Source organism: Aminobacter sp. 01T433 (genome assembly GCF_056398585.1).
In genome coordinates this window covers 95486-117062 of the sequence record NZ_JBFTPR010000005.1, presented here as the reverse complement: position 1 = coordinate 117062, position 21577 = coordinate 95486, and the positions used below count along the sequence as shown (strand labels likewise).

The following is a 21577-nucleotide window of genomic DNA, read 5'->3' as shown; positions in this document are numbered from 1 at the left end:
GATCTGGCTTGAATCACCGCAGCTTGATGCGCGGATCGATGAACGGAGCGACGATGTCGGCGAGCAGGTTGCCCAGAACGATGGCGCAGGCGGACACCAGCGTGACGCCCATGATGATCGGGATATCGACGCGCTGGATCGCCTGCCAGGCGAGCTGGCCGATGCCTGGCCAGCCGAACACGCTTTCGACCACCACGATGCCGCCCATGAACAGGCCGATGTCGATGCCGATCATGGCGACGACGGGCAGAATGGCGTTGGGCAGGGCGTGGCCGAACAGCACGGCGCGCTGGGCGAGGCCCTTGGCACGCGCGGTGCGGATGTAGTCCTGGCGCAGCACGTCGATCATCGACGAGCGCATCATGCGCGAATACCAGCCAGCACCCAGGATGCCGAGCGTCAGCGACGGCAGCACCATATGCCGCCAGGTGCCGTAGCCGCCGATCGGAAACCAGCCGAGCTTGACGGCAAAGACGTAGAGCAAGAGCAGGCCGACGACGAATTGCGGTGCCGACACGCCGATGAACGAGCCGACCATCAGCGCCTGGTCGGTGGCCGTGCCGCGCTTGACCGCAGCGACAAGGCCCATGGTCAGTCCGATGAGCAGCTCGCACAAGATGGCGCCGACCATCAAAAGCAGGCTGGCCGGCAGGCGCGCGACGATCAGCTCGCTGACTTGTGAGCGCTGGATGTAGGAGCGCCCGAGATCGCCACTCAGCAGGTTGGTCAGATAGCGCCAGTATTGAATGGCGAAAGGCTGGTCGAGACCGAGCTGCTGGCGGATGCTCTCGACAGTCTGCGGTGTCGCGCTGCGGCCGGCGATCTGGCGCACCGGATCGGCGGGCAACAGATAGAGCAAGGCAAAGGTGATCAGCGACACGCCAAGCAGGATGAGCGCTGCCTGGATGAGGCGGCGGGTGAGGTAAGCAATCATGCCCGGCCCCTTTGGGTGGGGTCGAGAATATCGCGCAGCGCGTCGCCGACCAGGTTGAAGGCAAGCGCCAGCGCCAGGATCGCCGCACCAGGGAAGAACACCAGCCAAGGTGCGGCCTGGAAATAGGTCTGGTTTTCGAAGATGATGTTGCCCCACGACGCGGCGGGCGGCTGCACGCCGATGCCGAGATAAGACAGCGTCGCCTCCAAAAGCACCGTGGTCGAAATGCCGAGCGTGCCCCAGACAATGATCGTCGGCAAAAGATGCGGCAGGATGTGGCGAAACAGGATGCGCGGCGTGCTCGCGCCGATCGTGCGCTCGGCGTCGATGAATTCCCGTTCGGCGAGCGAGCTCGTTTCGGTGAAGATGATACGCGCGGTCTGAACCCAGTTGACGAGCGCGATCACCATGGCGACGATCCACAGGCTGGGCTGGAACACCGCGGCAAGGCAGATGGCGAGCAACAGGGCTGGAAACGCCATCATCAGGTCAGTGAAGCGCATCAGTGCCGCCCCGATGAAACCACGGAAATAGCCGGCGGTGATGCCGACGAGCGTGCCGATCAGCAGTGCTGCGCCATTGGCGACGATGCCGATGATGAGCGAGGTGCGCGCGCCGTAAAGCACACGGGTGAGCAGATCGCGGCCGAGAAGATCCGTTCCCAGCCAGAAGGTGGCGCTGGGTGGCAGCGGCGCGCCCTCGAGCGTCAGCCCGTCGAAAAGCTGTTCGTTGGGGTCATAGCCGGTGAGATAGGGCGCAAACAGCGCGCCCAAGACGGTGATGGCGATGATCACCAGGCCGGTCATGGCCAATGGCCTCTTGACGAGGCGGCGCCAGACACCGGCGCGGCGTTTCGCCGGCAACTCGATTGCGGACATCTCAGGCGCGATGGGACTGGTCAACGCCGCCCTCCTTTTCCGTCATGGCGACGACGCGCCGGGCGGCTTCTTCGAGGCTGACCTGCCAGTTCATGGCGAGCGAGCGCAATTGCGCATAAGCGCGTTCGTCATCGGCTCCCTGGCTGATCAACGCGGTGACCGCGCGCACGATGGTCTGGCGCTCGGCAACGCGCGATTGCAGCGTCGCGATCTCGTCGGCCAGTTGCCGGCGGGCGGCAAAACTTTGGCGGGCAATGAGCAGGGCGCTGTAGACGCCCGAATTGCCGACCGGCTTCAGCAATTGCGCATCGGCCTTGTGCGACAGCGCCCATTCGATGCGGCCCGGTGCTTCCGAGCCGATCAGCGCGATGGTCGGCATGGGGGCTGCGCCGCGCGGCCATGGAAATTGCTGGTCAAAGCCAAGGTCGACGTCGAAAAACACGAAATCCGCAGCCAGCGCGTCAGCCGGCAGCTCGGGCCAGCAATCGATGGCCTGGAGGCCGATGGCTATGAGCTGTCGTGTGATTGCGCTGACGGTCACATGCGGCCGATGCAGCACGAATGCCTTTGCGCCGCCGAGATTGGGGATATGCGCGTTTCGGCTCATGACACGACCTTGAGCCGCGGGCGGCCGAATGTTTCGGTCCGGTCGTAGCGCGAAAGATAAGGGTCCGGCGCCATGCGTTCGGCGTGGCTGACACGCTCGAAGCCCAAGCCTGCGATACGGCCGATCTCGACCGGCAGCGTTGCATGCTGGGTCTGCGGGTCGATGGCGATCTCGCCGAACGGCGTCTGATAGCGGTTCTTTGCAAACAGGGCCGGCAATTCTGCGAAGCTGGCATCCGGCTTGGCCGAAAGGACCTTCGCCAGCACCTGGACCGAGGCATAGGCCGACGCTTCGAATGAGGACACTGGCGCGTCGACGGGAGCTGTCGCTTCGTTGCGGAAATATGGGCCGACCGAAAGATGACCACGGCCTGCCTCGCCGATCGCCGGCAGCTCGCATTCGGTGAGGTTGCACGACAGGATCGGGCAGCTTTCCGGCCCGAAACTTGCGTCGCTGCGCGCCAGCTCGGCATAGGCCGCAAAGAAGGCGTAGGACGAGGTTCCGATCAGATTGTTGAGGATGAAGCCCGGCCGCGTCGCCTTGATCTCTTCGATCAGCCGCGCGACATCGGTTTCACCGATGGGCAAATAGCGCTCACCGAGCACCTTGCCACCGGCGTCTGCGATGAGGTCGCGGGCGACGCGGTTGGTTTCCCAACCCCAGATGTAGTTGGAACCAAGCAGGAAGCCGTCGGCGCCGAAGCGCGGCACGATATGCGCAAGCAGCGGTACCAGATGCTGGTTCGGGCATGCATGCATGTAGATCACATGCTCATTTGCCTCAAAACCCTCGTAAGGACAGGCGTACCACAGCGCGCCGCCGGCTTTCTCCAGCACGGGGATGACCTCCTTGCGGCTCCAGGAGGTGATGCAGCCCATGACGTGGCGCGCGCTGCTGTGGCGCAGGATCTCATCGCAAAGCGGAGCATAGCGGTCGATGTTGCCGCCTGGGTCGCGCTCGACGGCAGCAAGTTCGATGGCGCTTGTGGGATCGGCATTGATGTCGGCGATGGCGCGCATGACACCGGCATAACAAGCGTCGGCGACCAGCCGGTAGCTGCCCGAACGCGAATACAGCACGCCAATTTCGATGCGCGACTTCAAAGAATTCCCCCCAAAAGCAAAAAATGCCCCGCAGCCGCCGCCGCAAGGGCGAGGCACACGAGGCATGTTTGCCGTCCGGCTATCGAGACCGGTATTTCCCTCAGGGTAACCTGAACTGCTGGGCAGTCAAGGGTGAAAGAAATTTGTTGGTGATCCCGACAGGAATCGAACCTGTGACCTACAGATTAGGAATCTGCCGCTCTATCCTACTGAGCTACGGGACCACTCCGTTGCACACATAACGGCTTCCAGCGGATTCGCCAATGATTTTTGGCGGGCAATTTCGGGATCGGCCAAGGGCTGGCCGACCCCGCTAAATTGCCTCAGGCAGCCAGTGCCGTCTCGGCCAGGCGCACCCAGTAGCTCACGCCATGCGGGATGACTTCGTCGTTGAAGTCGTAGGCCGGGTGATGGAGATTGGCGCTGTCGCCATTGCCGATGAAGATGAAGGCGCCGGGGCGGGCTTCCAGCATGTAGGAAAAATCCTCGCCTCCCATCAGCGGCTGGATTGCCCGGTGCACCTGGGGTTCGCCAGCGACCGTCGCGGCGACATCGCCGGCAAATACCGTTTCTTCCGGATGGTTGACGGTGACGGGGTAGTTGGAGTCGTAGTCGAACTCGATCTCCGTGCCGGTCGCTTCCGATATGCCGCGGCAGATAGCAGCCATGCGCTCCTGGGCAAGCTTGGCGACTTCCTTTTTCAGTGTGCGCACGGTGCCGGCGATCACGGCGTGTTCGGGGATGACGTTATAGGCCGAACCGGCAATGAACTTGGTCACCGAAACGACGATCGCCTCGGCCGGGTCGGTGCTGCGCGAGGCGATCGTCTGCAACGCAGTCACCAACTGGCTGCCGGCGACGATCGGATCGATGGCGCGGTGCGGCATGGCGGCATGGCCGCCCTTGCCCTTGATGGTGATGGTGAATTCGGCGGTCGCCGCCATGATCGCACCTGGACGGATGGCGAACTGGCCGACCGGCAGGCTCGGCATGTTGTGCATGCCGAACACCTTCTGGATCGCGAAGCGCTCCATCATGCCGTCCTTGACCATCTCGTTGCCGCCGCCACCGCCTTCTTCGGCCGGCTGGAAGATGACGGCGACGGAGCCTGCGAAATTGCGCGTTTCGGCGAGATATTTCGCGGCTCCCAGCAGCATCGCCGTATGGCCGTCATGGCCGCAGGCATGCATCTTGCCTGATACGCTCGAGGCATAGGGCTTGCCGGTGATCTCCTCGATCGGCAGCGCGTCCATATCGGCACGCAGTCCGACCACGCCGCCGGCACCCAGGCTGCCCTTGATGATGCCGACCACACCGGTCTGGCCGATGCCGGTGACGACCTCGTCGCAGCCAAATTCCTTGAGTTTGCTTGTGACAAAATCGGCGGTTTCGAAGACGTCGAAATTGAGCTCGGGATTTTGATGCAGGTGGCGGCGCCAGCCGGCGATCTCTTCCTGCATTTCGGCGGCTCGGTTCAGGATCGGCATGTTTTGTCTCGACTTCCTGTTTGTTGGACCAGGGGTCCCGATTCGCATTTGTGATCGCGCAAGCTCTGCCATCTTGGCGTCACATAGGCTATTTAGCAGCGGCGGCGACGCCGTGGCCATGGGTTGTTTTGCCGGCCAGCGCGTTGCCATCCCGGTTTACGGAAATCTTATGAACGGCCGGCCATGATCGGCAAGAGGCGATTTCGGATTTGATGATGAAGATGCAGTTCGTCAAAAGCATGCTCCTTGGCCTTGCGGCCGCAACAGCACTTGGCGCAGTTCCCGCGAGCGCCAATCCAGAGCTGGTGTTCGACGCCAAGAGCGGTCAGATCCTGGCGCATGAGGACGCCTTCCAGCGCTGGTATCCCGCGTCGTTGACCAAGCTGATGACGGCTTATGTCACTTTCCGCGCGATCCAGGCGGGCGAAGTCGAGCTGAACTCGCCGGTCAAGGTCTCCAAGAATGCGGCCAGCGAACAGCCGGCCAAGATGGGCTTCAAGCCCGGCTCGGTGATGACCCTCGACAATGCGCTGAAGATGATGCTGGTGCGCTCCGCCAACGACATCGCCATGGCCATCGGCGAAAACGTCGGTGGGACGGAAGACGCATTCGTCGGGCGCATGAATCTCGAGGCAGCCCGGCTCGGCATGACCAGCTCGCATTTCTCCAATCCGAACGGCTTGCACAATCCGGAGCAATACGTCACCGCGCGCGATCTCGCTTTGCTGGTGCTGGCCATCCGCAACGAGTATCCGCAATACATGTCCTATTTCTCGATCGAAGGCCTGCAGGCAGGCAAGAAGAAGCTCGGCAACTTCAATCTCCTGGTCGGCCGCTACACCGGCGCTGACGGCATGAAGACCGGCTTCATCTGCCCATCGGGCTTCAACATGATCGGTTCGGCGACACGCAACGGCCGTACGGTTGTCGCTGTGGTGCTGGGCGAGAAGTCGGCCGAAAAGCGTGCCGAAGCGGCTGCCGCCTTGCTCGACAAGGGTTTTGCCAATGTGAATTCCGGCGGGCAAGCTATTGCCGCGCTTGCACCCTATGGCGAGGGTATCGGGCAGGTGCGCGACATGCGCGACGAGATCTGCCCGAAGCCGGTGAAGGGCCAAAAGGCCGAACAGCCGAGCGAACAGGCCTCAGCCAAGGCCAAGTCGCCCTATCTGGAAAAGCTCGACCATCCGCCGAAGCTGGTGGCCGTTGGCCTGGGCGGCGCGACAGGCAAGGTGCCGCAGGCCTTCGCCGACGCTGTCGCTGCCGGAAAGGTCCCCGAGATCGGCGGCGTTCCGATCCCGACGCCGCGCCCTGACTACGCGGCCGCTGCGACCACCCCCGAACTCGTGCCCGACGAACGCCCGGTCAAGGCCTCGCGGGCCGGAAGCTAGGCGCGACATGTCTGTATTTCCGATCCCCGTATCGGTGCTGACCGGCTTTCTTGGCGCGGGCAAGACAACGCTGCTCAACGGCTTGTTGAAGGATCCGGCACTCGTTGACACCGCCGTCATCATCAATGAATTCGGTGATGTCGCCATCGATCATCTGTTGGTCGAAAAAGCCTCCGACGGTGTCATCGAGCTGTCCGACGGCTGTCTGTGCTGCACCGTGCGCGGCGAACTGGTCGACACGCTGGCAGATCTGGTCGACCGCCTGCAAACCGGCCGCATCGAGCGGCTGGCGCGCGTGGTGATCGAGACCACGGGCCTCGCCGATCCGGTGCCGGTTTTGCAGTCGATCATGGGCCATCCGGCACTGATCCATGCCTTCCGGCTCGATGGTGTCATCACGGTAGTCGACGCCGTCAACGGCTCTGCCACGCTCGACGCCCATGTCGAGGCGGTCAAGCAGGTGGCGGTTGCCGATAGGATCGTTTTGACCAAGGCCGACCTTGTCGACGATGCGGAATGGCTCGACGCGCTGAAGGCGCGGCTTGCCCGGATCAATCCGGGTGCCGAAATCCGCGCGGTCGAGGGTGCTGCGGTCGCAAAGCTTCTGCAATGCGGGCTCTATGATCCGGCGACCAAGACCGCCGACGTGCGCCGCTGGCTGGGGGAAGCGGGCGATCACGCGCATCATCACCGTCACCATGACCACGACCATGGCGATCACCACCACCACGATCACGCGCCTGCCCACGATGCCCGGATTGGTTCGTTTTCGCTGACCCATGCGGGCGCGCTGCCGTTTTCGACCATCGAGATGTTTCTCGATCTTTTGCTTTCGACCCAGGGTGACAAGCTGTTGCGCATCAAGGGCATCGTCGAGCTGATGGAAGATCCGGCGCGGCCGCTGGTCATCCACGGCGTGCAGAAGATGCTGCACCCGCCGGCGCGCCTGCCGGCGTGGCCGGATGCTGTTCGTGGTACGCGGCTGGTGCTGATCGGCATCGATCTGCCGCAGGACTATGTCCAGCGGCTGTTTTCGGCCTTTGTCAACAAGCCGGCCATCGATACGCCCGACCGTGAGGCGATGGAAAACAACCCGCTGGCGATTATCGGGCGATAATTCTCACTGTCCTGAAATTCACGAGCCGCGCTCGATCAGGAACCTGTGACCGCCCTCGACAGGCTTGGTCTCGACCAGCCTGTGGCCGGCCTCCTGGCAAAAAGCGGGGATGTCGATCACGGCGAGCGGGTCAGTGGTTTCGAGCCACAACAGGTCGCCAGGGGCCATATCGGCCAAGCGGCGCTTGGCCTTGAGCACGGGCAGGGGGCAGTTGAGCCCCCTGAGGTCGTATATGTCTGTGGCTTCGCTCACGCGGATCAGCTGCCAAACAGCCCGAGCAGCTTGTTCTTGAGCTTGGTTGCGGTGCCGGCCTGTTCGACGGGGGCTGCGTCAGCTGCCTGGGCTGGCGCTTCGGTGACCACCGGCGACGGCGAAGGCACGGTCGCGGTGACAATCGGCTGCGCGGCGGCTGCCTTGGCGGCCTTTGCAGCGGCAATGGCGGCGGCCTTTTCTTCGGCAGCTTTCTTTTTGGCGGCCTCTGCGGCGTCGAGTGCCGCCATGCGGCGACCAGCTTCCGAATCGATGCGCCCCATGCGCTCGGTGACAGTCACCGTGCCATCGTGGTTCAAGGACGGCGGCTCGATCGGCACGCGCTCGCCGCGCGCCCGCTTCTTGGTCCACTCTGAGACGATGGCTGCTTCCTTGATGCCGGCGATCGTCGGCTTGGGTGCATCGACGTCGCCCTTCGAGGCGCTGGCGAAAGCGGCGTCATACTTGCCCTGATAGGCCTGATAGGCGGTCTGCAGGCCCTGCGGCTGGGTGAAGGCCGGGCAGGCGCCGGTAGGATTGAACGCGCCGGTACCTTCGGGAACGCCGTTGAAGATGTAGCGCTTTTCGCAGACGTCGACCTTCGGCGGCACCTTGGTGATCTCGAAGTGGTCGTAGCCTTCCTTCAGCATCGCCCAGAACTGGTAGTTCGGATCGTTGCGATAGCGCGCCATGTTGGCCGCCGTCATGCGGAACGGAAACGACTGTACCTGGAACTCGGTCTGGCCGCCCTTGAACGCATCGCGGGCGAAGGCATAGATCTCCTCGATCTGCGCATCGGTCATCGAAAAGCAGCCGGACGACGAACAGGCGCCGTGAACCATCAGGTTCGAGCCCGTGCGGCCGTTGGCGCGGTCATAGGTGTTGGGGTAGCCGATGTTGAAGGCGAGGTGATAGCTGGAGTTCGGGTTCATCTGCCCCGGACGCACGGTGTAGAACCCCTCCGGCGACTGGCGGTCGCCCTCGGTGAATTTTGGCCCGAGCTTGCCGGACATCTTGCAGATATTGTAGCTGGCGATCAGGTCGTAGCGGCCGTTGGTCTTCTGTTTCCAGACTTCCAGCTTGCCCTCTTCCTTGAACACGCGCGCCAGCACCGGCGAGGTGCGCGTCATGCCCTTGGCTTGCATTTCCTGGACAATCTTGGCCGGCAGCTGCTTGTTGGCGTACTGCGGCACAAAATCATCTACGGCAGATTCCGAACAGCCGGCCACCGCGAGAGCGGCCATGAGCAATCCAGCGCGTGCGATATTGGCGATCATCGAAAATGTCGTCTTCTTCATAGGCGACAGCGTAAGCACGCCGTCGACCGGCCCGTCCTGATACTGCCTCGACCCTAAGGCCGTTAACCTTGAAAAATCCTTACCGCAAGTTCTCAGCCCGTCCCAAATGCGCAAAAATCACGGCAAGTTCATTGAACGCGGCGAGGCGGCAATTTTGTGGCGGAAACGTGCTGTGGCCCATCTGGGCCACCGTTTGCGCAATCAGAGGCTGCGGCCGATGGCCAGATATTTTTCGCGGCGCTGCTCGCGGAAGTCGATATTCGAGCCGGCAAATTCGCTGAACGTCTTGGCGATCAGGTCGCCGGTGGCCGAAATCACCGCTTCGGCGTTGCGGTGCGCGCCGCCGAGCGGCTCGGTGATGATCTGGTCGATGATCTTGAGGCCGAGCAGATCCTGGGCGGTGATCTTCATGTTCGTCGCCGCGTCCTTGGAGCGCGTCGTGTCGCGCCACAGGATGGAGGCAGCACCTTCCGGCGAAATCACCGAATAGATCGCATGTTCGAGCATGAAGACACGGTTGGCAGCAGCGATGGCAATCGCGCCGCCCGAACCGCCTTCGCCGATGACGATGGCGATCGAAGGCACTTTGAGGCCAAGGCTGGTCGAGGTCGATCGTGCGATGGCTTCGGCCTGGCCGCGCTCTTCGGCGCCCACGCCGGGATAGGCGCCAGCGGTGTCGACCAGCATCACGACCGGGATCTTGAAGCGGTCGGCCATCTCCATCAGACGCACCGCCTTGCGGTAGCCTTCAGGACGCACCGAGCCGAAATTATGCTTGAGGCGGCTCTTGGTGTCGGAGCCCTTTTCCTGGCCGAGCACCAGAACCGGTTCGCCGCGGAAGCGGGCAAAGCCGCCAATCATGGCGTTGTCTTCGCCGAAATTGCGGTCGCCGGCGAGCAAGGTGAAATCGGTGAACAGGCCGTTGATGTAGTCGAGGCAATGCGGGCGGTCGGGGTGGCGGGCCACCTGAACCTTCTGCCACGGCGTCAGCGCCTTGTAGGCGTCGCGCAGCGCATCGCGCGAGCGCTTCTCCAGCCGCTTGATCTCGTCGCCGACATCGACGGCTTCGCCGTTCTCGGCGAGCTTCTTGAGCTCGAGGATTTTGCCTTCAAGGTCGGCAACGGGCTTTTCGAAATCGAGGTAATTGTACATTGGCGAGCGGGCTACCACGCTGAATAGGGAGGCACTGGGAGCACAAAAACTGCGGTGCCGCGCCAGTGGAACTTGGCACTCACATAACGATATGGACCTTAATCGGCAAGCGGGTGATGTTCGTTGACCAGTTTCAGCAGCCTTTCTTGAAGCACATGGGTGTAGATTTGGGTGGTTGAAATGTCGGAATGACCAAGCAATTGCTGTACCGCGCGCAGGTCGGCACCGTTTTGCAGAAGGTGGCTGGCAAAGGCGTGGCGCAGCACGTGTGGCGAGATTTTCGCAGATGCGATGCCTGTACGAGCGGCAAGCCCCTTGAGGTCGCGGGCAAAAACCTGGCGGGGAAGGTGCCCGCTTTCCGATGCCGAGGGAAACAGGAACGTGCTCTCAGCCTGCTTTGGGTCATGGTTACGTTCGCTGAGCCAGCGCCGCATGGCAGCACGCGCCTTGGCCGACAGCGGCACCATGCGGTCCTTGTCGCCCTTGCCGCGCACAACGAAGAAACGCTCGTCACGCAGAGCCACGGTTAGCGGCAGGCTGACCAGCTCTGAAACGCGTAAGCCCGTGGCGTAGAGCACTTCGACAAGCGCATGCATCCTGGTCGTAGCAAAGCTGTCGCCGGCAGAATCAGCGGCCTCCATCGCGGCACGGTCGAGCAGCCGGCCCGTTTCCGCCTCGCTCATCGTCTTGGGCAGCGGCCGGTTTTTCCTGGGGCTGTCCAGGATGCCGGTCGGATCGTCGCCACGCAGTCCTTCGGCATAGAGGAAACGGAAGAACTGCCGGATCGCAGAGAGCTTGCGCGCTTGCGAGGTGGTGGCGAAGCCGCGGCCTGCGATGTCGTCGAGATAGTTGCGAATGCCGGCGGAATCGGCGTCGGCAAGGCGGCCGCCGAGAAATTCCGAGGCGTCTTCAAGGTCGCGGCGATAGCTTGAAAGCGTGTTGTTGGCAGCGCCGCGTTCGGCGCTCATCATTTCGAGGAAGGCCTCGATGCGTGCGCCGCTTTTCATTTCTTGGGCGCAAGCTTTTCCGGCGGAATGCGCACGGTGATTTCGGCCTTCTTGGGCTCAACGAACATCACCAGCGCGAACATGGCACCGTAAGCGATGCCCGCCAGAACTGCGAGCGTGACAAGGAACCGGAAAAGTGTCGGCATCGATGTGTTTGCCCGTCCGTACTATCCTGTGCCCTTATGGGACGCCGTTACAGGCAATTCAAGGGTACGTTTGGCGCCATGCGCTTGACGCAACGGGGCTTTTCATGTCGATACGCCGGCGAAAGGGCCGCCATGACACCCGACGTGCAGACTCCATTTCCCGAAGGCTCGGTTGCTGCCTTGCTCGAACGGCTCGGCACGCGATCGATTGTCTTTGTTGGTTTGATGGGAGCAGGCAAGACTGCCATCGGCCGCAAGGTCGCGCAGGCGCTGGGTCTCGGCTTCATCGACAGCGACCACGAGATCGAAAGCGTTTCGCGGATGACCATCCCCGAGCTGTTCGAGCGCTACGGCGAAGTCGAATTCCGCGCGCTTGAACAACGCGTCATCGGCCGGGTGCTGGAAAGCGGCCCGCAGGTGCTGTCGACCGGTGGCGGTGCCTTCATGAACGCGCAAACCCGGTCGGCCATATCAGTCCATGGCGTCTCCGTGTGGCTCGAGGCCGATCTCGACCTGTTGATGGAGCGCGTCTCCAAGAAGCAAAACCGGCCGCTGCTGCAGAACGCCGATCCGCGCGCTGTCCTCGCCAAGCTGATGGAAGAGCGTTACCCGATCTATGGGCTTGCCGATCTCACGGTGGCAACGCGCGACGATCGCAAGGAAGCGATCGCCAGCGAGGTCATCGAAGCACTTTGCAATCATCTCGGCGTGCCCGGCAGAATTCACGTTTCGGAAGCCTCGGAGGATCACGAATGAGCGTCGTCACCGTCGAAGTCGGACTTGGCGACCGCGCCTACGACATCCTGATCGGCCCGGGCCTGATCGCGCGTGGCGGCGAGCTGATCCAGCAGCGCCTGCCCAAGGCACGGGCGGCGATCGTCACCGACGAGAACGTCGCCGCTGCCCATCTTGAGCCGCTTGTCGCAAGCCTCACCGCTGCCGGCAATGCGCCGGCGGTGATCAAGCTTCCCGCCGGCGAAAAGACCAAAAGCTTCGATTCGCTGGAAACCGTCGTCGACCAGATCATCGCTGCCCGCCTCGAACGCGGCGATGCGGTGATCGCGCTCGGCGGTGGCGTCATCGGCGATCTCACCGGCTTTGCCGCCGGCATCGTTCGGCGCGGCATGAATTTCGTGCAGATGCCGACGTCGCTGCTGGCCCAGGTCGATTCGTCTGTCGGCGGCAAGACCGGCATAAACAGCCCGCGCGGCAAGAATTTGATAGGCGTCTTCCACCAGCCGAAGCTGGTTCTGGCCGATACCGCGGCACTCGACACGCTGCCGCTGCGCGAATTCCGCGCCGGCTATGCCGAGGTCGCCAAATACGGCCTGATCGACCGGCCCGAGTTCTTTACCTGGCTGGAGAACAACTGGCGCGAGGTTTTCGAAGGTGGTCCGGCTCGCATCGAGGCCATCGCGCAATCCTGCCGCGCCAAGGCCGATGTCGTTGCGCGTGACGAATTCGAGACCGGCGACCGCGCCCTGCTCAATCTTGGCCACACCTTTGGCCACGCGCTTGAAGCCGCCACCGCCTATGACGGTTCGCGACTTGTCCATGGCGAGGGCGTCGCCATCGGCATGGCGCTGGCGCATCGCTTCTCGGCCCGGCTCAACCTGGCAAGCCCTGACGATGCGGCGCGGGTCGAGGCGCATTTGCGTGACGTTGGCCTGCCTTGGCGCATGGCCGACATTGCCGGCAGCCTGCCCGACGCCGAGGCGCTGTTCAATTACATCACCCAGGACAAGAAGGTTTCGCGCGGCGCGCTGACCTTCATCCTGACGCGCGGCATCGGCCAGTCGTTCATCGCCAAGGACGTGCCGGCCTCTGAAGTGATCTCCTTCCTCAAGGAGAATCACCCGGGATGAGCGGCTGGATCGTTGCGGGCGTTCTGATGGGGCTGATCCTTGTGGTCCTGGCCTTCCGCGACCGTTTGCTCGCCTCCCTCGGCTACGAGTTGATTGCACTGACGCCACAGCGCTCCGCCCATGACGAGCTGCGTGGAGCGGTCGACGAGTTCCACCGCGACGGCCATGTGGTCAAGCAGGACCGCGACCAGGTTGGCGGCCTGCTCGACCTGCACGAGCTCGAAGTGTCCGATGTCATGGTCCACCGCACCGCGATGCGCTCGGTCAATGCCGACATCGCCTCCGAAGCGCTGGTCCGCGAGATATTGCAGAGCCCCTATACGCGCATGCCCTTGTGGCGTGGTTCGATCGACAACATCGTTGGCGTCATCCACGCCAAGGACCTGCTGCGTGCGCTCAACGATGTCGAGGGCGAGTATTCCAGGGTCGACGTTCTCAAGGTGGCGTCCAAGCCGTGGTTCGTGCCCGATACCACCACACTTCAGGAGCAGCTCAACGCCTTTTTGCGCCGCAAGGCCCATTTCGCCATCGTCGTCGACGAATATGGCGAGGTCGAAGGGCTGGTCACGCTCGAAGACATCATCGAGGAGATCGTCGGCGAGATCGCCGACGAGCACGACATCGACGTCCAGGGCGTCAAGCAGGAGGCTGACGGCTCGGTGGTGGTCGACGGCACCGTGCCGATCCGCGACCTCAACCGCGCGCTTGACTGGCACCTGCCCGACGACGAGGCAACGACGATTGCTGGCCTCGTCATCCACGAGACCCAGTCGATCCCCGAGGAAAAGCAGGCCTTCACCTTCCACGGCAAGCGCTTCATCGTCATGAAACGCGACAAGAATCGCCTGGCGCGAATCAGGATCAGGCCAGCGGTGGCGGAGCCGCAGCCGGCCGCGGCGCGGCCGTCGAAGTAGGAATCCGTAGGGTTGAGCGGCGATCGCTTACCAGCGCGTCTTTTCGCCGGGAGCGGCGGGTTCGATCGCCAGAGCGTGCAGACCGGCCTTGAGTTCGGCGGCGAGCGCATCGTTGACCGCGCGGTGGCGGTCGATGCGACTCATGCCGGCAAAGGCAGGCGCGACGATGCGAATGCGAAAATGCGTTTCGCCGGAGCCGTCGAACACTGCCTCATGGCCGCCATCGACGTGATGATGGCCGGCGTGCAGGTGGCTTTCGTTGAGGACGGCAAGCCGTTCTGGCGAAAATGCCATGTTCAGCTTGTCTTCGATGGTTGCCTGTATGGACATCGGTCTCACCTTTCACCACATGTGTCGCCGCGAACAATCGTGCTATCAGGCGCAATTGAGCCGCAAATCAGGCGTTAGGGCCAACATCCTTGAAATGTCAATTCTTGTTTCGCCGCGCCAAGAGGCGGTAAATACGATCCGATGAAGCCGTATCCAAAATATTTCGACAAGATCCGCGTCCGGCCCGATCCGGAAGCGGAGGTGAAGACGCACGCGCCGATCTGCCAGTGGGACGGCTGCAAGCAACCGGGAACGCACAAGGCACCAGTCGGTCGCATGAAGGAAGGCGAGTACTTCCAGTTCTGCTTTGACCATGTGCGCGAGTACAACAAGGGCTTCAATTATTTCTCCGGTCTCGCCGAGGGCGAAATCGCACGCTTCCAGAAGGAGGCGATGACCGGGCACAGGCCAACCTGGACCATCGGCTCCAACGCTGCGGCCAGTTCCGGTGGCACGGCGCGTTCGGCGCCGGATTTTGCCCAGCAGCGCTCGGGCCGTGCCGGCTACTACAACCGCATGCGCGACCCCAACACCATATTTGGCGGGCATGGCACGCCGCGCCAGCGCAAGGCCAAGCCGCTCGAAGCCAAGGCGCTGGAGACGCTCGGGCTTGATACGAGAGCCACCGGGACGGACATCAAGACCCGCTACAAGGAACTGGTAAAACGCCATCACCCCGACGCCAATGGCGGCGATAGGGGTTCTGAGGACCGCTTCAGGGATGTGCTCCAGGCATATCGTGTGCTCAAGCAAGCGGGATTGTGTTGAGCCAGCCCGCGGTCGTGGCCTTTTCCAACTTTCATCTGGTCGGAAAAGGCTTTAAGACCGCCCCCGAAGAAATTTCGATTGCCGGCGTGGTCTGAAGCCATGCGCGTGGAGACGCTATGAACAAGGTCGATCGCGACATCACCAACCTGCCAGACACGACAGTGTCGGTGAAAGACACGTTTGGCTTCGACTCGAAGATGGTCGTTCCGGCCTATTCGGCCTCGTCGGAGCACGTGCCCGACATCGATCCGGACTATCTGTTCGACAAGGCCACCACGATGGCGATCCTGGCAGGCTTTGCCTACAACCGCCGCGTCATGGTGTCGGGCTATCACGGCACCGGCAAGTCGACCCATATCGAGCAGGTCGCCGCCCGCCTCAACTGGCCAATGGTGCGCGTCAATCTCGACAGCCATGTCAGCCGTATCGATCTCGTCGGCAAGGACGCGATCGTGGTCAAGGAAGGCATGCAGATCACCGAATTCAAGGACGGTATCCTGCCCTGGGCCTACCAGCACAATGTCGCGCTGTGCTTCGATGAATACGATGCCGGCCGCCCTGATGTGATGTTCGTCATCCAGCGCGTGCTTGAATCCTCGGGCCGCCTGACCCTGCTCGACCAGAGCCGCGTCATCCGTCCGCATCCGGCTTTCCGCCTGTTCGCCACTGCCAACACCGTCGGCCTCGGCGACACCACCGGCCTCTATCACGGCACCCAGCAGATCAACCAGGCCCAGATGGACCGCTGGTCGATCGTGACCACGCTGAACTACCTGCCGCACGACAACGAGGTGGCGATCGTCATTGCCAAGGCCAAGCACTACCGCGACGCCAAGGGCAAGGAGATCGTCAACAAGATGGTCCGTGTCGCCGACATGACGCGTTCGGCCTTCATCAATGGCGACCTGTCGACCGTGATGAGCCCGCGTACCGTCATCACCTGGGCCGAAAATGCCGAGATATTCGGCGATGTCGGCATGGCGTTCCGCCTGACCTTCCTCAACAAGTGCGACGAACTCGAGCGCTCTGTCGTGGCCGAGTTCTATCAGCGCGCCTTTGGCGAGGACCTGCCCGAATCAGCCGCCAACGTCGTGCTGGGATAAGAACAGGCTCAGATGGCGGGGCCGGGCGACAACACACGCAACAAGTCAAAGACGGGCTCGGAAGCCGACGGCTTCAAGCGCGCCGTGACCGTCTGCATGCGTGCCATTTCGGGTGACAACGGCCTTGAAGTGGCCTTTGCCAAAGAGCGGCCGGCACTTGCCGGCAACCGCGCCCGCCTGCCTGAACTGCCCAAGAAGGCCACGGCCGGCGACATCGCCGTTACCCGCGGCCTTGGCGATTCCATGGCGCTCAAGCGCGCCTGCCATGACAGCCGCATCCACACTCGCCTTGCGCCCGAGGGCAAGCATGCGCGCGCCGTCTTCGACGCCGTCGAGCAGGCTCGCGTCGAGGCGATAGGCAGCCGCGCCATGGCCGGCGTTGCCCAAAACATTACCTCGATGCTCGAGGACAAATACACCAAGGCCAATCTCGCCGACGTCACCGAACAGTCCGAAGCGCCGCTCGAAGAAGCGCTGGCGCTGATGGTGCGCGAGAAACTGACCGGCCAGCCTATTCCCAAGAGCGGCCAGCGCATGGTCGATCTCTGGCGCGAGTGGGTGGAAAGCAAGGCCGTCGGCGATCTCGACGGGCTGCTTGGCAGCCTTGAAGACCAGCAGGCTTTCGCCCGTGTCGTTCGCCACATGCTCGCTTCCCTGGAGATGGCCGAGGAATACGGCGACGACCAGGAAACCGAAGACAACGAGGACCAGGACGACCAGCCGCAGGGCGAGGAGCAGAGCGAAGAGGGCGGTGAGGACGATGCTGGTTCCGACCAGTCGCAGTCCGAAGAAGCCGAATCTTCCGCCGAAGAGGAACAGACCGGCGAGATGGAGGCGTCTGACGCCACCTCTGACGAGATGTCCGACGACGACGATGTCGATTCGGAGACGCCGGGCGAGGCACGCCGCCAGGATAATCCTTTCGCCAATCTGCCCAGGGAAATCGACTACAAGGTCTATACCACCGCCTTCGATGAGACTGTCGGGGCCGAGGAGCTGTGCGACGAGGACGAACTCGACCGCCTGCGCGCCTTCCTCGACAAGCAGCTTGCCAATCTGTCGGGCGTCGTCGGTCGCCTTGCCAACCGCCTGCAGCGCCGCTTGATGGCGCAGCAGAGCCGCTCGTGGGACTTCGACTTGGAAGAGGGCTATCTCGACCCGGCGCGCCTCGTACGCGTCGTCATCGACCCGATGCAGCCGCTGTCGTTCAAGCAGGAACGCGACACCAAGTTCCGCGACACAGTGGTCACGCTGGTGCTCGACAATTCCGGCTCGATGCGCGGCCGCCCGATCACCGTTGCCGCCACCTGCGCCGATATTCTGGCCCGTACGCTGGAGCGTTGCGGCGTCTCGGTTGAAATTCTTGGCTTCACGACACGCGCCTGGAAGGGCGGTCAGTCGCGTGAGAAGTGGCTGAAGGACGGCAAGCCGCCGAATCCAGGCCGCCTCAATGACCTGCGCCATATCATCTACAAGAGTGCTGATGCGCCGTGGCGGCGTTCGCGGCGCAACCTTGGCCTGATGATGCGCGAAGGCCTGCTCAAGGAAAACATCGACGGCGAAGCGCTGCTTTGGGCGCACCAGCGCCTGATGGCGCGGCCCGAACAGCGCAAGATCCTGATGATGATTTCGGATGGCGCGCCGGTCGATGATTCGACGCTCTCGGTCAATCCGGGCAACTATCTCGAGCGCCATCTGCGCGCGGTCATCGACCTGATCGAAACGCGCTCGCCGGTCGAGCTTCTGGCCATCGGCATCGGCCATGACGTCACGCGCTATTATCGCCGTGCCGTCACCATCGTCGACGCTGAAGAACTGGCTGGAGCCATGACCGAGCAGCTGGCCTCGCTGTTTGGCGAAGAGAGTGCACGCGAGACCCGCCGTGGCGGCTTCCGGCGCGCCGGATGATCTTTTCCGCAGCCCGATTGCGGCGGTTGGCGTACGCTGCAACGGCAGCGCTTGCTTTTTCGACATCGCTCACCGCCTCTTCGCGGGCCGAGCAACCGGCCATCGAACGTATCGAGGTTTCCACCCGGCCCATCTCGCAGTTCCAGATCGGCCTCGACCAAAAGATGTTCGGACCGCTCGAATTCGTCGGCGGCCTCGAACTGACATCGTCGTCGCGTAATCTCGGCGCGCTTTCCGCTTTCCGCTTTTTGAAGCCGGGCAGCGATTTCATCGGCGTCGCCGACACTGGGTTCTGGTTCTTCGGGAGCATTGCGCGCGATTCGGCCTTGCGGCCGAGCGGCGTCGAGAATTTCCGCATGGTCCAGATGGTCGACGCGTCAGGCAACGCGATCGAAAAGAAGTGGCTGGCCGACGCCGAGGGCCTCGCCGTCAAGGACGGCATAGCTACCGTCGGTTTCGAGCGCATGCATCGCGTGGCCCAGTACCAGATCGACCCGGACAACATGAAACCGGCGCTGCGAGAGCTCGACTTCGTGGTGCCGCGCAATGAGCTGCGCCAGAACAGGGGCTTCGAGACCGTTGCCTATTCCGCCGAGAAGGGCGGACTTGTGGTGGTGTCTGAAAAGAGCCTCGATGCGGCCGGCAATATCTTCGCCGCGATCATCGAGGGGCCGAACAAGGGCGTCTTCACCGTCAAGCGCCACGGCGAGTTCGACATCACCGACGGCGCCTTCCTGCCGGACGGCGACCTGCTGTTGCTCGAGCGCAGCTTCTCGATGGCATCGGGCGTGAAGATGCGGATGAGGCGTATTGCGTCAGAAAGCATCGTCCAAGGCCAGGTTGCCGACGGCCCGGTGCTGTTCGAGGCCAATATGGGCTACCAGATCGACAATATGGAAGGGCTCGACGTCTGGCAACGCAGCGATGGCGCGCTGATGGTGTCGCTGATCTCCGACGACAACCACTCGATCCTGCAGCGCAATCTCTATCTGGAATTCATCCTGCACGGCGATTGAGCAGCGCAACCCTCAACCCTAGTCGGGAAGGCCGATCCGCAAAGCGGAGCAGGGGGGTGTCGAGAGCGCTATCCCGTCCCTTACTGAACACACGCCAGCGCAAAAAAAAAAGCGAGAGGCCCCCCAGCCCCTCGCTGCCCTTAACTCTGGGCCTCAGTGGAAGTTCAGGCCGCCAGATGTGTTGCGCGTGCCTGGGCGTAGTTTTGGCCGAAGCGGTTGGCGAGGAAGGCGTCGAGCGAGATGTCTTCCTGGCGGATGAAGCCCTGCTGCGGCAGCGCGCCGGAAGCCAGCATGTCGAGCACCGAGCAGATGCCGGATGCGGTGGTGATCTGGATGGCGCTGCGCGTGATCTTGCCCATCTGGCGGCTGTAGATCTTGTTGGCGTAGCTTTCCTGCATCAGGCGCCCGTTCTTGTGGCCGCTGACGGTGACGAAGATCACCACAACGTCCTGCATTGTCGCGGGCAGGGCGTTCTCCAGAATGTCCTTCAGCACCTCGCGACGATGGCGCAGGCCGAGATCGTTGAGCAGCGCCTTCATGATCGCGGCATGGCCGGGATAGCGGATGGTGCGGTAGTTCAAGGTGCGCACCTGGCCCTTGTAGGTCTCGCACAGCGTGCCGAGGCCGCCAGAGGTGTTGAACGCCTCATAGGTGATACCGTCGAGCGAGAATTCTTCGCGCTCCTCGAGCGGCGGCACTTCGACCAGCGAACCTTCGACGATCGCCTCGCAGGGCTCGCAATATTCGTTGATGACGCCGTCGGTGCTCCAGGTCAGGTTATAGTTCAGCGCGTTCGAGGGGTACTGCGGCAGCGCGCCGACGCGCATGCGCACGCTTTCCAGCGAGTCGAAGCGCTTGGCGAGGTCATTGGCAACGATCGAGATGAAGCCGGGCGCCAGGCCACACTGCGGGATGAAGGCGCTCTTGGCGGTTGCGGCGAGCTCCCTCACGATGCGGGTGGAAGCGACGTCCTCGGTCAGGTCGAGATAATGCACGCCAGCCTTGGCTGCGGCTTCGGCGATGCGCGTGGTGAGGTGGAAGGGGGCTGCGGAGAGCACGGCGAACTTGCCGGCGAGAACCGCGTCCAGTGCGCCGGCTTCAGCGATCTCGACCTTCAGCGTGTCGACGCGATTGCCGGTTTCGAGTGCGTCGAGCTGGGCCTGCGAACGGTCGACCACGGTGACGTGATAATCGCCTGTTTCGGCCAGCATGTCGGCGATGGTCGAGCCGATCTTGCCTGCGCCTACGACTACGATCTGTTTCATGGTCTGTCCCCTTCGAATGATTTCGCGCGGATTCTAAGCGCGCGTCCCGTCGAAAGGCAGTATCGATTACGCCGAAAAGACGGTATCTTCTTGGCAGATCGACGAAGAGTATTGACGAAATGACGACCGATCCTGACCGGGCCCTGTTGAGCCTCTTGCGCGAGAATGCGCGTGCCTCGACCGCCGAGCTGGCGCGCAAGCTTGGTGTCTCAAGGACGACGGTACAAAGCCGCATCGAGCGGCTGGAACAGCGCGGCGTGATCTCGGGCTACAGCGTCAAGCTGTCGTCCGACTATGAGAGGAATCTCGTTCGGGCGCATATATTGGTGACGGCGCTGCCCAAGGTTTCAGCGGCGGTCGAGGCCGTGCTGCGTCGCATCCCGGAAGTACGCACGCTGCATTCGGTCAGTGGCAATTTCGATATGATCGTGGTGGTCGAGGCACCTTCGGTGCGCGATCTCGACGCTCTTATCGACCGAATCGGCGCGCTCGAAGGCGTCGAGCGCACCTTGTCGTCGATCATCCTGTCGACGCGAATCGATAGGTAGAGTTCAACAGGCGGGAACATTGCGGCGCAGGATGATCTCGCCGCCGATGATCTGGCCGGTCTCGCGGAAGCCGAGGCTACGATAGAGCCCGATTGCCGCGTCATTTTCGGGCAGCACTCCGAGCGTCACATGGCTGCAGCCGGGCAGCTGCGACATCACTTTCAGCAATTCGATCAGCGCCGCGCGGCCATAGCCGAGCCTCTGGTAGCGCTGGTCGATCATCAGCCGGTAGATCCAGTAGTTGCCGTCGTCGGGATCGAGCGCATACATGGCGAAGCCGACCGGCACATCGGCGTCATAAATGGCCAGCGGCACGCAGTGGTCGCCGTCCTCCGCCTCTTCGATCGAATCGGCGTTGCTGGCTACAAACGCCTGCTGTGAGCTGCGAACCTCGAGTTCAACGACTGCGTCCCGCTCGGCGGTGCCAAGCGGCTTCAGAACGATTTGCATATGCGACCTCGGTGGATTGGGCCGCAGCAACTATCGCAAAAAGA

General features: G+C 62.7%; 23 protein-coding genes and 1 tRNA gene. 10 read left to right on the top strand and 14 right to left on the bottom strand.

The window, feature by feature from the left end; translation table 11 throughout:
- Positions 1-13: 13 nt before the first annotated feature.
- The 6 genes from AC1DLV_RS09825 to AC1DLV_RS09800 form a co-directional block, all read right to left on the bottom strand.
- Positions 14-934 carry an ABC transporter permease gene (locus AC1DLV_RS09825; protein WP_476799350.1) on the bottom strand — a complete coding sequence of 307 codons (921 nt, stop codon included), beginning with the start codon at positions 932-934 and terminating at the stop codon, positions 14-16.
- Positions 931-1812, bottom strand: a complete 882-nt coding sequence (locus tag AC1DLV_RS09820; protein WP_476799548.1) for an ABC transporter permease — start codon at positions 1810-1812, stop codon at positions 931-933. The genes AC1DLV_RS09825 and AC1DLV_RS09820 overlap by 4 nt, the downstream gene beginning before the upstream one ends.
- Position 1813: 1 nt before the next feature.
- Entirely contained in the window at positions 1814-2419 is a 606-nt protein-coding gene (locus AC1DLV_RS09815; RefSeq protein WP_476799349.1) for an ANTAR domain-containing response regulator, read from the bottom strand.
- Entirely contained in the window at positions 2416-3522 is a 1107-nt protein-coding gene (locus tag AC1DLV_RS09810; RefSeq protein ID WP_476799348.1) for a transporter substrate-binding protein, read from the bottom strand. Before AC1DLV_RS09810 ends, AC1DLV_RS09815 begins: the two co-directional genes overlap by 4 nt.
- Before the next feature lie 147 nt (positions 3523-3669).
- Positions 3670-3746, bottom strand: a tRNA-Arg gene (locus tag AC1DLV_RS09805).
- A 99-nt stretch (positions 3747-3845) separates the two neighbouring features.
- The gene (locus AC1DLV_RS09800) at positions 3846-5009 is read right to left on the bottom strand and encodes a M20 aminoacylase family protein (RefSeq protein WP_476799347.1); all 1164 of its coding nucleotides are present in this window, start codon (positions 5007-5009) and stop codon (positions 3846-3848) included.
- 212 nt (positions 5010-5221) lie between these two features.
- Between AC1DLV_RS09800 and AC1DLV_RS09795 the strand changes: the two genes are divergently transcribed.
- Positions 5222-6397 carry a D-alanyl-D-alanine carboxypeptidase family protein gene (locus AC1DLV_RS09795; protein ID WP_476799346.1) on the top strand — a complete coding sequence of 392 codons (1176 nt, stop codon included), beginning with the start codon at positions 5222-5224 and terminating at the stop codon, positions 6395-6397.
- A 7-nt stretch (positions 6398-6404) separates the two neighbouring features.
- Complete coding sequence (locus AC1DLV_RS09790) at positions 6405-7514, top strand: CobW family GTP-binding protein (protein WP_476799345.1); 1110 nt, start codon at positions 6405-6407, stop codon at positions 7512-7514.
- A gap of 18 nt (positions 7515-7532) precedes the next feature.
- Here the strand turns inward: AC1DLV_RS09790 and AC1DLV_RS09785 are convergent, their stop codons facing one another.
- The 5 genes from AC1DLV_RS09785 to AC1DLV_RS09765 form a co-directional block, all read right to left on the bottom strand.
- A complete protein-coding gene (locus AC1DLV_RS09785; RefSeq protein WP_476799344.1) occupies positions 7533-7766 on the bottom strand; it encodes a sulfurtransferase TusA family protein in 234 nt (77 codons plus the stop codon).
- Positions 7767-7771: 5 nt separating this feature from the next.
- On the bottom strand, positions 7772-9040 hold the full coding sequence (locus AC1DLV_RS09780) for a L,D-transpeptidase family protein (protein ID WP_476799547.1): 1269 nt from the start codon (positions 9038-9040) through the stop codon (positions 7772-7774).
- Positions 9041-9262: 222 nt separating this feature from the next.
- Positions 9263-10213 (bottom strand): acetyl-CoA carboxylase carboxyltransferase subunit alpha, encoded by a 951-nt coding sequence (locus tag AC1DLV_RS09775; RefSeq protein ID WP_476799343.1) that lies wholly within the window; start codon positions 10211-10213, stop codon positions 9263-9265.
- Positions 10214-10311: 98 nt separating this feature from the next.
- Positions 10312-11220 carry a site-specific tyrosine recombinase XerD gene (locus tag AC1DLV_RS09770; protein WP_476799342.1) on the bottom strand — a complete coding sequence of 303 codons (909 nt, stop codon included), beginning with the start codon at positions 11218-11220 and terminating at the stop codon, positions 10312-10314.
- Positions 11217-11366: a histidine kinase gene (locus AC1DLV_RS09765; RefSeq protein WP_115730645.1), complete on the bottom strand. Its 150-nt coding sequence runs from the start codon at positions 11364-11366 to the stop codon at positions 11217-11219. Before AC1DLV_RS09765 ends, AC1DLV_RS09770 begins: the two co-directional genes overlap by 4 nt.
- A 132-nt stretch (positions 11367-11498) precedes the next feature.
- Here AC1DLV_RS09765 and AC1DLV_RS09760 point away from each other — a divergent pair, with 132 nt between their 5' ends.
- The 3 genes from AC1DLV_RS09760 to AC1DLV_RS09750 are packed head-to-tail and all read left to right on the top strand — an operon-like array spanning position 11499 to position 14145.
- Entirely contained in the window at positions 11499-12122 is a 624-nt protein-coding gene (locus AC1DLV_RS09760; RefSeq protein WP_476782249.1) for a shikimate kinase, read from the top strand.
- The gene (gene aroB, locus AC1DLV_RS09755) at positions 12119-13231 is read left to right on the top strand and encodes a 3-dehydroquinate synthase (RefSeq protein WP_476799341.1); all 1113 of its coding nucleotides are present in this window, start codon (positions 12119-12121) and stop codon (positions 13229-13231) included. The genes AC1DLV_RS09760 and aroB overlap by 4 nt, the downstream gene beginning before the upstream one ends.
- A complete protein-coding gene (locus AC1DLV_RS09750; protein ID WP_476799340.1) occupies positions 13228-14145 on the top strand; it encodes an HlyC/CorC family transporter in 918 nt (305 codons plus the stop codon). Before aroB ends, AC1DLV_RS09750 begins: the two co-directional genes overlap by 4 nt.
- Before the next feature lie 27 nt (positions 14146-14172).
- Here the strand turns inward: AC1DLV_RS09750 and AC1DLV_RS09745 are convergent, their stop codons facing one another.
- On the bottom strand, positions 14173-14475 hold the full coding sequence (locus AC1DLV_RS09745; RefSeq protein ID WP_476799339.1) for a BolA family protein: 303 nt from the start codon (positions 14473-14475) through the stop codon (positions 14173-14175).
- Between the two features lie 141 nt (positions 14476-14616).
- On the opposite strand from AC1DLV_RS09745, the gene AC1DLV_RS09740 reads away from it, so the two are divergent.
- The 4 genes from AC1DLV_RS09740 (at position 14617) to AC1DLV_RS09725 (ending at position 19270) form a co-directional block, all read left to right on the top strand.
- Positions 14617-15243 carry a J domain-containing protein gene (locus AC1DLV_RS09740; RefSeq protein ID WP_476799338.1) on the top strand — a complete coding sequence of 209 codons (627 nt, stop codon included), beginning with the start codon at positions 14617-14619 and terminating at the stop codon, positions 15241-15243.
- Positions 15244-15359: 116 nt separating this feature from the next.
- Positions 15360-16346, top strand: coding sequence for a cobaltochelatase subunit CobS (cobS, locus tag AC1DLV_RS09735; RefSeq protein ID WP_476782241.1), 987 nt, complete (start codon positions 15360-15362; stop codon positions 16344-16346).
- Between the two features lie 12 nt (positions 16347-16358).
- Complete coding sequence (cobT, locus tag AC1DLV_RS09730) at positions 16359-18254, top strand: cobaltochelatase subunit CobT (protein ID WP_476799337.1); 1896 nt, start codon at positions 16359-16361, stop codon at positions 18252-18254.
- Positions 18251-19270: an esterase-like activity of phytase family protein gene (locus AC1DLV_RS09725; protein ID WP_476799336.1), complete on the top strand. Its 1020-nt coding sequence runs from the start codon at positions 18251-18253 to the stop codon at positions 19268-19270. Before cobT ends, AC1DLV_RS09725 begins: the two co-directional genes overlap by 4 nt.
- A gap of 164 nt (positions 19271-19434) precedes the next feature.
- Here AC1DLV_RS09725 and AC1DLV_RS09720 read toward each other — a convergent pair whose 3' ends face one another.
- Positions 19435-20535, bottom strand: a complete 1101-nt coding sequence (locus AC1DLV_RS09720) for a saccharopine dehydrogenase family protein (protein WP_476799335.1) — start codon at positions 20533-20535, stop codon at positions 19435-19437.
- 119 nt (positions 20536-20654) lie between these two features.
- On the opposite strand from AC1DLV_RS09720, the gene AC1DLV_RS09715 reads away from it, so the two are divergent.
- Positions 20655-21083, top strand: coding sequence for an Lrp/AsnC family transcriptional regulator (locus AC1DLV_RS09715; RefSeq protein ID WP_476782237.1), 429 nt, complete (start codon positions 20655-20657; stop codon positions 21081-21083).
- A gap of 3 nt (positions 21084-21086) precedes the next feature.
- Here the strand turns inward: AC1DLV_RS09715 and AC1DLV_RS09710 are convergent, their stop codons facing one another.
- A complete protein-coding gene (locus AC1DLV_RS09710; RefSeq protein ID WP_476799334.1) occupies positions 21087-21533 on the bottom strand; it encodes a GNAT family N-acetyltransferase in 447 nt (148 codons plus the stop codon).
- Between the last annotated feature and the right edge of the window lie 44 nt (positions 21534-21577).

Coding starts and splice junctions, on each gene's coding strand:
- AC1DLV_RS09825 (WP_476799350.1), bottom strand. CDS start 934: ATGATTGCTTACCTCACCCGCCGCCTCATCCAGGCAGCGCTCATCCTG.
- AC1DLV_RS09820 (WP_476799548.1), bottom strand. CDS start 1,812: ATGTCCGCAATCGAGTTGCCGGCGAAACGCCGCGCCGGTGTCTGGCGC.
- AC1DLV_RS09815 (WP_476799349.1), bottom strand. CDS start 2,419: ATGAGCCGAAACGCGCATATCCCCAATCTCGGCGGCGCAAAGGCATTC.
- AC1DLV_RS09800 (WP_476799347.1), bottom strand. CDS start 5,009: ATGCCGATCCTGAACCGAGCCGCCGAAATGCAGGAAGAGATCGCCGGC.
- AC1DLV_RS09795 (WP_476799346.1), top strand. CDS start 5,222: ATGATGAAGATGCAGTTCGTCAAAAGCATGCTCCTTGGCCTTGCGGCC.
- AC1DLV_RS09790 (WP_476799345.1), top strand. CDS start 6,405: ATGTCTGTATTTCCGATCCCCGTATCGGTGCTGACCGGCTTTCTTGGC.
- AC1DLV_RS09780 (WP_476799547.1), bottom strand. CDS start 9,040: ATGATCGCCAATATCGCACGCGCTGGATTGCTCATGGCCGCTCTCGCG.
- AC1DLV_RS09775 (WP_476799343.1), bottom strand. CDS start 10,213: ATGTACAATTACCTCGATTTCGAAAAGCCCGTTGCCGACCTTGAAGGC.
- AC1DLV_RS09770 (WP_476799342.1), bottom strand. CDS start 11,220: ATGAAAAGCGGCGCACGCATCGAGGCCTTCCTCGAAATGATGAGCGCC.
- AC1DLV_RS09765 (WP_115730645.1), bottom strand. CDS start 11,366: ATGCCGACACTTTTCCGGTTCCTTGTCACGCTCGCAGTTCTGGCGGGC.
- AC1DLV_RS09760 (WP_476782249.1), top strand. CDS start 11,499: ATGACACCCGACGTGCAGACTCCATTTCCCGAAGGCTCGGTTGCTGCC.
- aroB (WP_476799341.1), top strand. CDS start 12,119: ATGAGCGTCGTCACCGTCGAAGTCGGACTTGGCGACCGCGCCTACGAC.
- AC1DLV_RS09750 (WP_476799340.1), top strand. CDS start 13,228: ATGAGCGGCTGGATCGTTGCGGGCGTTCTGATGGGGCTGATCCTTGTG.
- AC1DLV_RS09745 (WP_476799339.1), bottom strand. CDS start 14,475: ATGTCCATACAGGCAACCATCGAAGACAAGCTGAACATGGCATTTTCG.
- AC1DLV_RS09740 (WP_476799338.1), top strand. CDS start 14,617: ATGAAGCCGTATCCAAAATATTTCGACAAGATCCGCGTCCGGCCCGAT.
- cobS (WP_476782241.1), top strand. CDS start 15,360: ATGAACAAGGTCGATCGCGACATCACCAACCTGCCAGACACGACAGTG.
- cobT (WP_476799337.1), top strand. CDS start 16,359: ATGGCGGGGCCGGGCGACAACACACGCAACAAGTCAAAGACGGGCTCG.
- AC1DLV_RS09725 (WP_476799336.1), top strand. CDS start 18,251: ATGATCTTTTCCGCAGCCCGATTGCGGCGGTTGGCGTACGCTGCAACG.
- AC1DLV_RS09720 (WP_476799335.1), bottom strand. CDS start 20,535: ATGAAACAGATCGTAGTCGTAGGCGCAGGCAAGATCGGCTCGACCATC.
- AC1DLV_RS09715 (WP_476782237.1), top strand. CDS start 20,655: ATGACGACCGATCCTGACCGGGCCCTGTTGAGCCTCTTGCGCGAGAAT.
- AC1DLV_RS09710 (WP_476799334.1), bottom strand. CDS start 21,533: ATGCAAATCGTTCTGAAGCCGCTTGGCACCGCCGAGCGGGACGCAGTC.